Source organism: Nocardia sp. XZ_19_385 (genome assembly GCF_015355755.1).
Taxonomy (GTDB): domain Bacteria; phylum Actinomycetota; class Actinomycetes; order Mycobacteriales; family Mycobacteriaceae; genus Nocardia.
The window spans coordinates 564,882-577,303 of record NZ_JACVEE010000003.1 but is presented as its reverse complement, the minus strand read 5'-3'; the positions used below and the strand labels follow the sequence as shown (position 1 = coordinate 577,303).

The window sequence follows — 12,422 nt, the reverse complement described above, 5'->3', positions numbered from 1 at the left end:
TCCGGGCCGCGACGGGCCTCACTCGAGGCGCTGTCCGGCGGAGCGGGCGCGCCCGCTCCGCGAGAGCAACGCCGGTGTGATCGCGCTCGATCCCGCTCAGCGCACGACGTCGTATACCAGCTTGGCCACACCGTTGGAGTAGGTGGCCGACTCCCGCAGACGCAGTTGCTGCTTGTCCTGATCGGCCCGGCTGAACAGGCTCTTGCCCGCGCCCAGCAACACCGGGAACACCAGCAGGTTGTACCGGTCGATCAGATCGGCCTCCCCCAGCCGACGAGCCAGCTCAGCGCTGCCGTGAATGAAGATCGCGCCGCCGTCGCCCTGCTTCAGCGCGGCGATGTCCTCGGTGGACCGCAGGATCTCGATCGGACCCCAGCCCTCGATCAGGTCGTCCTCGGCGAGCTCGGTCGAAACGACGTACTTCGGAAGGGCTTTGTACGCGGCGTGATCCGCCGAGTCACGCCAGATCGGGGCGAACACCTCATAGCTGCGCCGCCCGAACATCAACGCCGTCGTGTCGGCCAGTTCTTCGCCCTTGAGCGCGAAGGCCTCGGGCACGAACTCGGTCTCCATGACCCAACCGCCGCTGCGGTGCCCCTCCGCCGTGCCGCCCGGCGAGTCCACCACACCGTCCAGCGACATGAAGCCTGTGTAGACCAATTCCCGTGTCAACTTTTCCTCCTCAGATCCGAATGCGGACAGTACCGGTGCAGACCGCCCGGGTACCACCTCGACCCACCGCTGGTCACAGCCTATGGACGCCAGGCGCCGCCGTCTTGGACAGAACCGACAAGAACCGAGCACGAGAGTGCGCGGCTGAATAAGATGGTCGCCGATGACCTACCTCACCGATCCCCGCGTCGACGCCTACATCGACGCACTCCCCGAGTGGCAGCAGGCCATCTGCCATGAGGTCCGCGCTCTCGTTCACGCCGCCGACCCCGAGGTCGTCGAGACCATCAAACGCACGAGGCAGCCGTATTTCGTCCTCGACGGCAATGTCTGCGCGCTGCTCGCGGCGAAAACTCACGTCAACGTGTTCCTCTACGACGGAGCGATCGTGCCCGACCCCGAGGGGATCATCACCGCGGGCCACGACAACAAAACCGCCCGGACCGTGGCCTTTCGCGAGGGCGAGACGATCAACGCCCGCGCCCTTACCGCGATGTTCAAGCAGATCATCGCGAACAATCGCGCGGGCGGCTGGCGAAAGCTCAAGCGCGAGATGAACGCGGACTAGGCGGAGACCTGTCCTGATCGGGGGCATTTGCGGCCGGTATGGAGGGGCGCCGGGTGGGTTGCTCAGCGGAAACTGGGTGCGGCGCAACGCCATCCGAGTGATCAGGAGAGGGACCTCATGTCTTCCGCGACAACCATTGTTCTAGTGCACGGCGCCTTCGCCGATGCCGCCAGCTGGGCACCCGTAGCCGAGCGACTGCTTGCCAAGGGCCACAGGGTGGTGGCACCGCCCGTCTTCAACCGCAGCCTGTCCGAGGACGCGGCGTACATCAGGTCTTTCGTCGAGCAGATCGATGGACCGGTGCTGCTGGCCGGACACTCCTACGGCGGCGCCGTAATCACCGTCGCCGGGGTCGCCGACAACGTTGTCGGTCTCGTCTTCGTCTCGGGCTATGTCCTGGAGGTCGGCGAGAGCCTCGGCCAATTGCAGGGTGGGTTCCCGGACTCCGACCTCGCCGCCAACCTCGTCTACGCGCCCTACCCGAACGGCGACGGCGAGCCGGGCACCGACGTGTCGGTCGACATCTCGGCCTTCCCCGAGGTCTTCGCGGCGGGCCTCGACCAGGCGCGAGCGCAGGTGCTCGCGGTGTCCCAGCGGCCGCTGTCGGCGTTCGCGTTCGGTGAGCCCGCCACCGCGGCCGCCTGGAAAACCAAGCCGGGCTGGGGAATTGTGTCGAGCGCGGACCGCACCATCAATCCCGAGGTCGAACGGTTCGGTTACCGGCGAGCGGGGCTGCGCACGGTCGTCGAACTCGACGCACCTCACCTCGTGATGCAGACCCATCCCGACGAGGTGACCGCCGTCATCACCGACGCCATCGCCGAATTGGCCTGATCCAGAGTCGCGGTTCGATCGGCCGCCGGCCGCGATCCACAGCATGATGGTGGGATGGCTGAGCAGGAGAGCACATGCGCGGGTTGCTGATAACGATCGTCTTGCTGGCGGTCGCGCTGGTCGCGGGTGACCGGGTCGCGGTTGCGATGGCGCAGAACGAGATCGGGCGCAAGATCGCCGCCGAGTACCAACTGCCCCGGCAACCGGGCGTCGCGATCAAAGGTTTCCCGTTTCTGACCCAGGCCCTCGACGGTCGCTATCACGACGTCGATATCCAGGTGGGCGACTGGAGCCAGGAAAAGATCTCCGTGCGCAACCTCGATGTCACGCTGACCGATGTGTCCGCGCAGCTCAACGACCTGCTCGGCGGTCGCACCTCCAACATTGTCGCGGCCACGGCGACAGCGACGGCGCTGGTCCCCTACGACACCGTGCGGGACTTCGCGCCGTCGGGCACGGAGACGATCTCCAACAGCCCGGAGGGGCTGCGCGTCACCGGGACCTTCTCGGTGGAGGGGATCCCGGTGCCCGCGACGCTCGTCGTCACCGTCGCACCGGCCGAGGGCGGCTTCGAGGTCACCCCGGTCTCGGTGCAGGCCGCGGCGGGCGGGCCGACGATTCCTTTGGCCCTGCTGCGCCGATCCCTCGCCTTCACCGTGCCATTGGAACAGTTGCCGCTCGGCGCCCGCCTGACCGCCATCACGCCGGGCAACGACGGCCTGCACGTCACCGCCGTCGCTCACGACGTGCGCTTTTCCGACTTGCCCTGAGGCCGCAGGTCGCCGCGGCGCGCGAGCACCTTGGTGCCGGGCCCTGATGCCGCCCCGGGGCCGGCCAGCGCTGTCACGTTGTCCGCGGTTGCCGGTTTCCCACACGCCGAGCAGCAGACCTGCGGCGTGAAGTGTTCCCCGCAGTCGTTGTGCACCAGCCGCACCGGCGGCCCGCCCACCGGCGTAGCCCACTTGTCGCCCCACGCCATCAGCGCCATCAGGACCGGAACGAGCTCGCGTCCAGCGGCCGTGAGGTGGTATTCGTGCCGCAGCGGCCGTTCCTGATACGCCTGCCGCTCCACGATCTCGTCGGTGACCAGCGCCTCGAGCCGGCGGGTGAGCAGATTGCGGGAGATGCCGAGGTTCTCGGCGATGTCGTCGAACCGGTGCAGGCCGAGGTAGATGTCTCGCACGATCAGCGGCGTCCACCATTCCCCGACCCGTTCCAGGGACTGCCCGATCGAGCAGTGCATCTCCGCGAAGCTGGTCCGTTGCATGCCTTCAGCATAGAGGGTTGATTGATTGAACTCAGCAGGTATACGGTGGACCTGCACCGAGTTCAATGAAAGGACTGACTAATGCCGTTCGTGGAATTGTTCGTTCCCAAGGACTCCCTCGACCCCGAACAACGCGAGAAGATCGGCGAACAGCTGGTGTCGGAGGTGATGCTCGCCGAGGGCGCGCCGGACACCGAGGCGGCCCGATCCATCTCCTGGCTCGTGGTCAACGAGATCGACGCCTGGTTCGTCGGCGGGCGCCGGCTCCCCGCCGGAGAGAAGCCGAAATACGTGGTGCGAGTCGGGGTTCCGGCCGGCTCGATGAACGACGAGAAACGCAGTGACATCGTGCGCCGCGTCACCCGGGTGCTCGCGGACGCCGACGACGACCCGGCGCGTTTCACCGAGGCCGGCTCCGCCTGGGTGCACATCAACGAGATTCCGGAAGGCAACTGGGGAGCGCGCGGTGAGATCGTGCGGATCGAGGACATCGTCGCCTTGGTATCCAGTTAGAAGAAGCAACGGGCGGGCACCTCGTAGGTGCCCGCCCGTTTCGCTGGTCAGGAGCGGGCGGGGGTGCGCCAAACCGCCAGGGCCGCAAGGCCACTGAGCGCGGCACCGAACCACAGCACCGCGGTGAGCGCGACATTGTCGGCGAGGAGACCACCGAACAACGCACCCAGCGCGATCGCCAGGTTGAACATGGCGGTGTTCAACGCGGTGGCCGCCTCGGTGGAATCCGGTGCGGCGCGCAGGATCCAGGTCTGCACACCGACCGGAATGCCGCCGAATGCAAGACCCCAGGCGAGCAGCAGGACCACACCGGTGATCGGAGTGCCGCCCGCGAGTGCGACCACCGCCAGCACCGACGCGAGCAGAATGCTGATGACGATCAGGGTGACGCGGATATCGCGGCCACCGATCGCACCGGTGACGAAGTTGCCGATGATGCCCGCGACTCCGAATGCCAGCAGCGCCGCGCCGATCAGCTGCTTATCGATTCCGGTGTGGGAGACCAGGATCGGGCTCACGAACGTGAACGCGGCGAAATGCCCACTCACCAGTAGGAACGTGACCAGGACTCCGGCCCGGACGACCGGATTGCCGAACTGCTCCCCCAGGGTGCGCAGCCGGACCGGTTCGGTGGCGGGCATAGTCGGCAACAACAGCAGCAACGCGACAACCACCAGCAGGCCCAGCCCGCCGAGAACCCCGAAAGCGACGCGCCAATCGGCGAGTTCGCCGATCAGTGTGCCGGCCGGGATGCCGAGCACGTTCGCGGCGGTGGCGCCGCCGAACGCGATGGCGGTCGCTTGCGGCACATACTTCGCGGGCACCATCCGCACCGCGATCCCGGCGGCCAGCGCCCAGAATCCGCCGATGGCGATCCCGACCAGGAAGCGTGCGGCGAGCAGGATCGCGAAGCTGGGGGCGAAGGCGGACAACAGATTCGCCACCACCATCAGGGTGATGAGGCCGAGCAGCACGATGCGCCGATCCAGCCGTCCGATCGCTACCGGCAGCAGCGGCGCGGTGGCGGAGGCGACCAGACCCGGCACGGTCACCATCAGACCAGCCACGCCCTCGGACACGTGCAGCGCACCGCTGACCGAAGGCAACACACCGACGGGCAGCTGTTCGGAGGTGACCACCGCGAACGTGCCCAGCGCGACCGCCCCGACGGCGAACCAGCGCCGCAGCGGAACTCGTTCCGCAGCGGGATCGACGGTGACGGGGACAGCGAGAGACATGCGAATACTCCTTGGTTGACGATGAGAGATGAGCGTGCAGATCAGTTGAGTCCGCCGTCGACGCGGATGACCTGGCCGGAAACCCAGTCCGCGGCAGAGCTGGTGAGCCACATGACCACACGCGCGGTGTACTCCGGCTGACCCAGGCGTCCGCGCGGAGAACGGGGTATCAGGCTCGCGGAATCCACACCGGGACAGAAGGAATCGGTAACCAGCCCCGGCGCGACCGCGTTGACGGTGATGTCCCGCGCCGCCAGCTCGTGCGCGGCGGCGAGCACCAGCCGCTCGACAGCGGCCTTGGCCGCCGAATACAACCCCAGCCCCTCGGGCGCACCAGCGGCCAGTGCACTGGTCAGCGCCACATAGTGACCGTGATCGGCCAGATGACGAGCGGCGGCGCGCAGCGTGTTGAACGCACTGCGGGTATTGCGGTCGATGAGCCGGTCGAAATCCGCGTCGGTGTTGTCCACCAACGGTTTTCCCAGCGCCGCGCCCACAGTGTGGACCACGATGTCGAGCCGTCCGTGCCGGGCGAGGACACCGGCGAACAAAGTGTTCACATCGGCCGACCGGGTGGCGTCGGAGCGGATGGCCTCCGCGGTGACACCGTGCCGATCCAGGGCGGCCAAGGTCGCTGCCGCGGCATGCTCGCCGTGGGAGTAACTGATGACCGTGGTCGCGCCCCGCGCCGCCAGCAGTTCGGCGCAGGCCGCGCCCTGATTGCGGCTGCCACCGACCACCAACGCGACCTTGCCCTCCAGATCGCGTGCCGAGAGTGTGGAAGTCATGCCTCCAGCCTGCTGGGCGGGCCACGCGAGCGGAAACAGAAGATTCCGGTACCTGCCACCGGCGTTCTCGGTTGCCGTGCGCGACCGCGCCTCGGCTACGGTGTTCGCGTGATCGACCTGGATATTCGCCAGCTACAGTCGTTCCTGGTGGTAGCCCAGGAACTCAACATCACCCGTGCCTCGGCCCGGCTGCACCTCAGTCAGCAGACGCTGTCCACCCAAATCCAGCAGCTCGAACGCGCGATGGGCGTGACGCTGCTGGTCCGGACCTCCCGCGGGGTGCTGCTCACCCCCGCCGGCGATGAACTCGAACGCGGCGGCAGCGCGGTGGTCTCCGACATCGGCGAACTCACCGAACGAGTGCGGGCCGCCGACCGCGGCCGCCTCGGCATGTTGCGAATTGCCTGCTGTCCCTATGCCACTGCCCTGTTCGCCACCGAGGTGGCCGACGCGATGGAAGCCGCGGTGCCCGGGCTCGAAGTCGAATTGACCACGGTGCGAACCCCGCCCGAGGAGCGCGCGCTGTTGCTGTCGGGCGAGGTCGACGCCGCTTTCATGTGGCTTCCATTGGGCGACAACCGTTTCCAGCATGCCGCCGTGCGCGGCGACCGGCGTGCGGTGGCTCTGCCGGCGGGGCACCGGCTGGCCGGACAGGAGGCGGTAACCCTCGCTGATCTGGCCGGCGAGCCGGTCCTTCGCCCGGATATCTTTCTGTCCGAAGAGAATCTGTGCCACTGGATCGCCGATCCCCGGCCCGACGGCACACCCGCCTTACGCGGCCCGGTGCTGGCCACGGTCGAGGACGCCCTGATGGCCGTCGCCCGCGGCAAGGGCGTGTGGCTGGCGCCCGAGCCGCTGAGCAACTGGATCCCGGCATCGACCATCCAGTGGCGGCCTGTAAAAGACGCGCCCACTTCCGAACTCGCACTCGTCTGGACCGACCACACGCGCCAGCCACTGATCGCCAGGATGATCGCCGAGGTCCGGAAGATCACCGGCTGGACCGATCCCACCGACTGAGGGCGAAGTCCGCTACCCGAGCGCCAGCTGGATGAAAGCTTGCAGGGCCTCGTCGATCGGATGGGGCTGCGGCTTGCCCGCGGAGTCGAGCCGGTTCCACCGTTGCAGGTTGACCATCATGGACATTTGCCGCTCGCCGTCGGCGCTGATCATGGACATCGCGCCGCCGCCCCAGACGGAACCCTCATGGCCCCAGTAGGTTCCATGGCCGGGCACCGTCATCTTCTGCAGACCGAGACCGTAGTCGAGCGTCTTGCCATCGAACGCGATGACAGGGACGGTGCGCTGCATCTGCGCCAGCGCCGATTCGCTGATGACGTCACCGGCCAGCAGCAGGCCGAAGAAGCGGTTCAGGTCCGCGACAGTCGAGATCAGCGAAGCCGACGGCCCGGCATACGACATGTCGAAAACGCTGTAGTCGCGCGGCGGGTCGAGCTTGCCGAACCACGCCTCGTAGTGCAGCGAGTGCGGTCCGTGCAGGTCCGGTCCGAGCGGGAGCTCGGTGTCGCGCAACCCGGCCCGCTCGATGATGTCGCGGGTGATGCATTTCTCCGCCGAGATACCGCTGACCAACTCCAGAAGTTGGCACATGAGTAGGTAATTGGTGTTCGAATACGCACCCGGCAATCCACCCGGGGTTCCGGCAGCGGGCGCTGCGACCCCCAGCTCAATGAGCCGAGCCGGGTGAAAACGGGTGAACCGGTTGTCCTCCAGGCTCTCCGGTGTCATTTTCGCCGGGTCCGGAAAACCCGCCAGGGACGGGTAGGCATACCGGAGGTAGTCGGCGAGGCCGCTGGTGTGGTTGATCAGCATGCGGACCGTGATCGCCGCACCTCGTTCCCCGGGAACCAGCTGCGGCAGATAATCGCCGACGGGTGCGTCGAGGTCTATCGCGCCCGCGTCGACCTGATACAGCACAGCGGCCGCGGTGAACGTCTTGGTGACGCTGCCGACGCGGTGCCGCATCTCGGCCGTTACGGGGCGGCCGGTAGCGACATCTGCGAATCCGGCTGCGCCGCGCCAGATTTCGCCGCTGTCACGCACCTCGGCGAAAAGACCGGGCATGCCCGCGCGATTAACGGTGTCCAGCGCGGTCTGTAGTTTCTCGGGATCAAATGTATTGGTCACGGGACCACTATCGAGCGAGTGGTCCCACCCGGTATTGGAAAAATATTCCCCAGGCCTGGTACCGCTGCCGGGCGATGGCAGGCAGATCATGCCATTCCAAAAATCCTGCGGGAACCTCGAAGGGCACTGCGAGAATGCTCGAATGACTGGCTCTGACCCGAAATCGGTCCTGCACCGCTATCTGCGGTCCGCCCGGGAGGCGATGTTGTGGAAGCTGGAGGGCTTGTCCGAGTACGACATTCGTCGGCCCATGACACCTACCGGTACGAACCTGCTCGGTCTCGTCAAGCATCTCGGCTCGGTGGAGTTCGGGTACTTCGGTGACACCTTCGGGCGGCCCAACGACGAACCCATCAACCAACAGGATTTCGTCGCCGATCCGACTGCCGACATGTGGGCCACCGCCGAGGAATCGCGCGCGGAGATCATCGGCTTCTACCGGCGGGCCTGGGCGCATTCCGACGCCACGATCGACAGTCTCGATCTCGGTGCCGCAGGGGCAGTTCCGTGGTGGGAGGCGGACCGCCGAGTCGTCACTCTGCACCAGATCCTGGTGCACGTGACCGCTGAAACCAACCGGCACGCCGGGCATGCCGACATCATCCGTGAACTTATCGACGGCGCCGCAGGCCTGCTCCCGGCCAGTGACAAGATGCCCACCGATGACCCGGATTGGTGGCAGCGCTATCGAGACAAGTTGGAGGACACCGCGAAGCGGGCCGCGGGACTCGGTTGATCGAGCCGATATCAGTGGCTCAGTGCCGCTACCCCGAGCATGCAGGCCACGCCCGCGAGCGTGCAGAACAGCGGGGCCTTGGACGGTTTGCCGGCGTGCGCCTCGGGCAGGATGTCGGCCGTCGCGAGGTAGAGCAGGAAGCCCGCGAAATAGCCGAGGTAGAGGCCGACCAGTTCGGCGGGCACCTTCACCAGTGTGCCGATAATCGCGCCCACTACGGGTGCGATGGCGTCGAGGCCGAGCAGGATGTAGCCCCGCCGCCGCTGGTTGCCGTACAGGGTGGCAATGGTGAAAGTGTTGAAACCATCGGCGAAATCGTGGCAGATGACCGCGATGGCCACCGCGACACCCACTTCCGCACCGGCCTGGAAGCCGAAGCCGATGCTGAGTCCGTCGAGCATGCTGTGGAAGACCAGTCCGGAGGCGGCCAGTAGGCCCACCGATTCGAATCCGTGGTGGTGGGAACCGAATTCGTCCTCGTACCCGGTGTGGAGGGCGACTGTGCGCTCCATGATGTGCACGGTCAGGAAACCGACCACCGCGGCCAACAGCGGCACCGGCACACCGAGCGCCTCGTGCCGCTCCTGTTCGAGCGCTTCCGGCATCAGGTCGAAGGCCACCACGCCGAGCATGACGCCGGCAGCGAGCCCGAGCACCAGACGTTTGCGCTCCCCGATGCGCACTGCCACCAAGCCACCGACCAGCGTCATGCACATCGACAACACCGCCAGCAGAATCGCCATCGTGCCAGCATTGCACCGGTCCCGGCATCTCCGGTTAGCCACACCGAGACATCGCCCTCGCTGTGCTGTTCCTTGTGTCCGACGGCGGCTTCGGTGCTTCAATCGACCATAGAACGTGTTTCAGATCACGCCTTGCCGTCGGCGCCGAGCGCGACCAGTGGGAGATAGCCATGGCCACACCGTCGATACCCGCCGGGTTCGATTTCACCGATCCCGACCTGTGGGCGCACCGCAGGCCGACCGAGGAATTCGCGGAGCTCCGCCGCGTCGCACCGGTCTGGTGGTGCGAACAGCGGGGCAGCGGATTCCATGACGGCGGCTACTGGGCCGTCACGAAACTCGAAGACATCAAGGAGATCTCGCGACACCCGGAGACCTTCTCCTCCGCCGAGAACTCCGCGATCGTCCGCTACACCGCGGAGACCACTCGCGAACAGCTCGACATGCAGAAAATCATCATGCTCAATATGGATCCGCCGGCGCACACGAAGAACCGGCGCATCGTCTCGAAGGGATTCACCCCGCGCGCCATCGAAAGCCTGCGCGGCGCACTGACCGAGCGGGCCGAGCGAATCGTGCACGAGGCGAAGAAGTCCGGACGCGGCGACTTCGTCGAGCAGGTCGCCGCGGAGCTGCCGCTGCAGGCGATCGCCGAACTGCTCGGCGTGCCGCAGCAGGACCGCAAGAAGATCTTTCACTGGTCCAATTCGATGATCGGCTCCGACGATCCCGACTTCGCCGCCGAATCGGTGACCGCACGACTGGAGTTGAGCGGCTACGCCTGGAAATTGGCCGAGGAGCGGCGTAGCTGCCCCGCCGATGACATCGTCACCCAACTGGTGCACGCCGATATCGACGGCGAGCACCTCGGCTCCGAAGAGTTCGCGTTCTTCGTCATCCTGCTCTCGGTCGCGGGCAACGAAACCACCCGCAATTCCATCACCCACGGCATGAAGGCCTTCGTCGACCACCCCCAGCAATGGGAGTTGTACAAGGCTCAACGCCCCAACACCGCACCCGACGAGATCGTCCGCTGGGCCACCCCGGTCACGGTTTTCCAGCGCACGACAACCCGGGATGTCGAACTCGGCGGTCAGCTGATCAAAAAGGGTCAGCGCGTCGCAATGTTCTACGGCTCGGCCAATTTCGACGAGGACGCCTTCACCGACCCCTTCACCTTCGATATCCTGCGCAACCCCAACCCACACGTCGGTTTCGGCGGCGCGGGCACGCACTACTGCCTCGGCGCGAACCTGGCCCGCCTGGTGATCGACCTCATCTTCAACGCCATCGCCGACACCATGCCCAACCTCCGCCAACTCGCCGAACCCGAGCATTTGCGATCCGGCTGGCTCAACGGCATCAAACGCTGGGAAGTCGCCTACGAATAGACCCGCGCTCACAGCCCGGCTTCGAGCAGGTCTGATGCGAGTCGCCGTAGTAGCGCGAAGAAGCGGGTTTCTGCTCCCGCTCAGAGCAGGCGCGCGATCGGGCTGTCCCCGACCTCACGCAGCAGGTGCGCGACGTCGTCGCAGACGAACGCGGCTCCCTCGTCCTGGAGTTCGGCGCGCGAGATGCCACCGCTGAGCACCCCGACCGTCGGCACGCCGACGGAGGCGCAGGCCCGCACGTCCCACACCGTGTCGCCGACGAAGACCGCACGCTCCGGAGGGACACCGGCCCGATCCAGGGCGATCCGCACGATGCTCGGATCCGGTTTGGCGGTCTCGACGTCCTCGCCGCCGGTCACCGCATAGAGCACGGACTCGCTGTCGAGCAGTTTGCGCAGCAGCGACAGCTCGTCCGGGGGTGCGGACGTGGCGAGCACCACCCGCAGACCCCGCGCGTGCAGGTCCGCCAGGGCCTCGCGGGCTCCGGGCAGCAACGTCAGCTGGTCGGCGCTCTCCAGGTAATAGCGTGTGTGCAGGTCATCGGCATGATCGGCGGCGGCATCGTCGAGATCGCCGGCCAAGGTCTCGACCAGCTTGGCGCCGTCCATGCCGATGGCGCGATGAATGCGCCAGGTCGGGACGATGGTGCCGGCCTCACGGAAGGCCGCGTGCCAGGCCCTGGCATGCAAGTAGTTGGAGTCGACGAGGGTGCCGTCGATGTCGAACAGAACTGCTGCGGGGTCGGGCACGAAACCTCCTCGTCTCCGGACCGGCGCTACACCGGCCTCCACCATGATCTACCCCGCGCCCGCCAGTCGAAGCGTCTCGCAGCGCCCGCCGGGTTGCACCAGGCGGTGCCAGGTACAGCTGCGGTGGGGCCGTTCGCGGATCGAAGCAGCCGATCAGGCGCCTTCGTCGAGGTCGGTGTTGGCGAGGCGGGCCGCGTCGTGGGTCGCGGACTTGGCGGCGTGGCGGTCTTCGCGTGGCGTGCTCTTCCGCTCGCCGTCGATCTCTTCCATGTCCTCGCGGGTCGGTGGCTCGTAATCACCGCCGGATTCCGTGCGGGCGAGGTTCATGTCTGTCATCTGATCGTGGCGTTCGGCGCGGTGGGCGGCGGCGCTTTCGTCTCCCGCTTTACGCCGGGCGTCCTGGGAGAGATTCTGGTGACGCTCCATCGAGATACCTCCGAGGTGTGGAGTCTTGCTCGGGAACTACCGACCTGACCATTATGCGCTCGTTGCGGTATTGCGCGGCTTTTGGGTCTACCGTAGAAAGCGCACCAATTGATCTATCAGGAGGCTTTTTCGATGACTAGAAAAGTCGCTGACTGCCGTAGATTCCCCAGTCAAATGAATTGCACGCTCACTATCTCAGGTGAGGAAGACGAGGTCCTGCAAGCGGCCTACGAGCACGCGATCTCGGCGCATCAGCACCACGAGGGACCAGAGCTTCGCGAGGAGATCCGCGGAACTCTCGAGGATGAGAAGGTCGCGAACTGACGCGTTGATCCGGGCACGGCGGTGA

16 protein-coding genes are annotated in these 12,422 nt (G+C 66.5%); 8 read left to right on the top strand and 8 right to left on the bottom strand.

Features of this window, described 5'->3' with window-relative positions:
• Positions 1 to 96: 96 nt before the first annotated feature.
• Positions 97 to 672, bottom strand: coding sequence for a dihydrofolate reductase family protein (locus tag IBX22_RS26325; protein ID WP_194818380.1), 576 nt, complete (start codon positions 670 to 672; stop codon positions 97 to 99).
• Between the two features lie 163 nt (positions 673 to 835).
• Between IBX22_RS26325 and IBX22_RS26320 the strand changes: the two genes are divergently transcribed.
• From IBX22_RS26320 to IBX22_RS26310, 3 genes are all read left to right on the top strand, one after another.
• Positions 836 to 1,240, top strand: coding sequence for a DUF1801 domain-containing protein (locus IBX22_RS26320; RefSeq protein WP_194818379.1), 405 nt, complete (start codon positions 836 to 838; stop codon positions 1,238 to 1,240).
• Positions 1,241 to 1,357: 117 nt separating this feature from the next.
• Positions 1,358 to 2,074, top strand: a complete 717-nt coding sequence (locus tag IBX22_RS26315; RefSeq protein WP_194818378.1) for an alpha/beta fold hydrolase — start codon at positions 1,358 to 1,360, stop codon at positions 2,072 to 2,074.
• A 74-nt stretch (positions 2,075 to 2,148) separates the two neighbouring features.
• A complete protein-coding gene (locus tag IBX22_RS26310) occupies positions 2,149 to 2,844 on the top strand; it encodes a DUF2993 domain-containing protein (RefSeq protein ID WP_194818377.1) in 696 nt (231 codons plus the stop codon).
• On the opposite strand, the gene IBX22_RS26305 is transcribed toward IBX22_RS26310, so the two are convergent.
• Positions 2,814 to 3,341 (bottom strand): helix-turn-helix domain-containing protein, encoded by a 528-nt coding sequence (locus IBX22_RS26305; protein ID WP_194818376.1) that lies wholly within the window; start codon positions 3,339 to 3,341, stop codon positions 2,814 to 2,816. The genes IBX22_RS26310 and IBX22_RS26305 overlap by 31 nt on opposite strands.
• A gap of 81 nt (positions 3,342 to 3,422) precedes the next feature.
• Here IBX22_RS26305 and IBX22_RS26300 point away from each other — a divergent pair, with 81 nt between their 5' ends.
• Positions 3,423 to 3,854: a tautomerase family protein gene (locus IBX22_RS26300; RefSeq protein WP_194818375.1), complete on the top strand. Its 432-nt coding sequence runs from the start codon at positions 3,423 to 3,425 to the stop codon at positions 3,852 to 3,854.
• A gap of 47 nt (positions 3,855 to 3,901) precedes the next feature.
• Here the strand turns inward: IBX22_RS26300 and IBX22_RS26295 are convergent, their stop codons facing one another.
• Together IBX22_RS26295 and IBX22_RS26290 are read right to left on the bottom strand one after the other, a co-directional pair.
• Positions 3,902 to 5,092 (bottom strand): MFS transporter, encoded by a 1,191-nt coding sequence (locus IBX22_RS26295; RefSeq protein ID WP_194818374.1) that lies wholly within the window; start codon positions 5,090 to 5,092, stop codon positions 3,902 to 3,904.
• Positions 5,093 to 5,133: 41 nt separating this feature from the next.
• The gene (locus tag IBX22_RS26290) at positions 5,134 to 5,880 is read right to left on the bottom strand and encodes an SDR family oxidoreductase (RefSeq protein ID WP_194818373.1); all 747 of its coding nucleotides are present in this window, start codon (positions 5,878 to 5,880) and stop codon (positions 5,134 to 5,136) included.
• Between the two features lie 108 nt (positions 5,881 to 5,988).
• Here IBX22_RS26290 and IBX22_RS26285 point away from each other — a divergent pair, with 108 nt between their 5' ends.
• Complete coding sequence (locus IBX22_RS26285; RefSeq protein ID WP_194818372.1) at positions 5,989 to 6,900, top strand: LysR family transcriptional regulator; 912 nt, start codon at positions 5,989 to 5,991, stop codon at positions 6,898 to 6,900.
• A 12-nt stretch (positions 6,901 to 6,912) separates the two neighbouring features.
• On the opposite strand, the gene IBX22_RS26280 is transcribed toward IBX22_RS26285, so the two are convergent.
• Entirely contained in the window at positions 6,913 to 8,028 is a 1,116-nt protein-coding gene (locus IBX22_RS26280) for a serine hydrolase domain-containing protein (protein ID WP_309234799.1), read from the bottom strand.
• A gap of 142 nt (positions 8,029 to 8,170) precedes the next feature.
• Between IBX22_RS26280 and IBX22_RS26275 the strand changes: the two genes are divergently transcribed.
• Positions 8,171 to 8,764: a DinB family protein gene (locus IBX22_RS26275; RefSeq protein ID WP_194818371.1), complete on the top strand. Its 594-nt coding sequence runs from the start codon at positions 8,171 to 8,173 to the stop codon at positions 8,762 to 8,764.
• Positions 8,765 to 8,775: 11 nt separating this feature from the next.
• Here the strand turns inward: IBX22_RS26275 and IBX22_RS26270 are convergent, their stop codons facing one another.
• Positions 8,776 to 9,507, bottom strand: coding sequence for a ZIP family metal transporter (locus IBX22_RS26270; protein ID WP_194818370.1), 732 nt, complete (start codon positions 9,505 to 9,507; stop codon positions 8,776 to 8,778).
• A gap of 170 nt (positions 9,508 to 9,677) precedes the next feature.
• Between IBX22_RS26270 and IBX22_RS26265 the strand changes: the two genes are divergently transcribed.
• Complete coding sequence (locus tag IBX22_RS26265) at positions 9,678 to 10,898, top strand: cytochrome P450 (RefSeq protein ID WP_194818369.1); 1,221 nt, start codon at positions 9,678 to 9,680, stop codon at positions 10,896 to 10,898.
• A gap of 80 nt (positions 10,899 to 10,978) precedes the next feature.
• Here the strand turns inward: IBX22_RS26265 and IBX22_RS26260 are convergent, their stop codons facing one another.
• Together IBX22_RS26260 and IBX22_RS26255 are read right to left on the bottom strand one after the other, a co-directional pair.
• Positions 10,979 to 11,647, bottom strand: a complete 669-nt coding sequence (locus IBX22_RS26260) for an HAD family hydrolase (protein ID WP_309234798.1) — start codon at positions 11,645 to 11,647, stop codon at positions 10,979 to 10,981.
• A gap of 153 nt (positions 11,648 to 11,800) precedes the next feature.
• Positions 11,801 to 12,073, bottom strand: a complete 273-nt coding sequence (locus tag IBX22_RS26255) for a hypothetical protein (RefSeq protein ID WP_194818367.1) — start codon at positions 12,071 to 12,073, stop codon at positions 11,801 to 11,803.
• Positions 12,074 to 12,247: 174 nt separating this feature from the next.
• Between IBX22_RS26255 and IBX22_RS26250 the strand changes: the two genes are divergently transcribed.
• Positions 12,248 to 12,397, top strand: coding sequence for a DUF1059 domain-containing protein (locus IBX22_RS26250; protein ID WP_339401787.1), 150 nt, complete (start codon positions 12,248 to 12,250; stop codon positions 12,395 to 12,397).
• Positions 12,398 to 12,422: the final 25 nt, after the last annotated feature.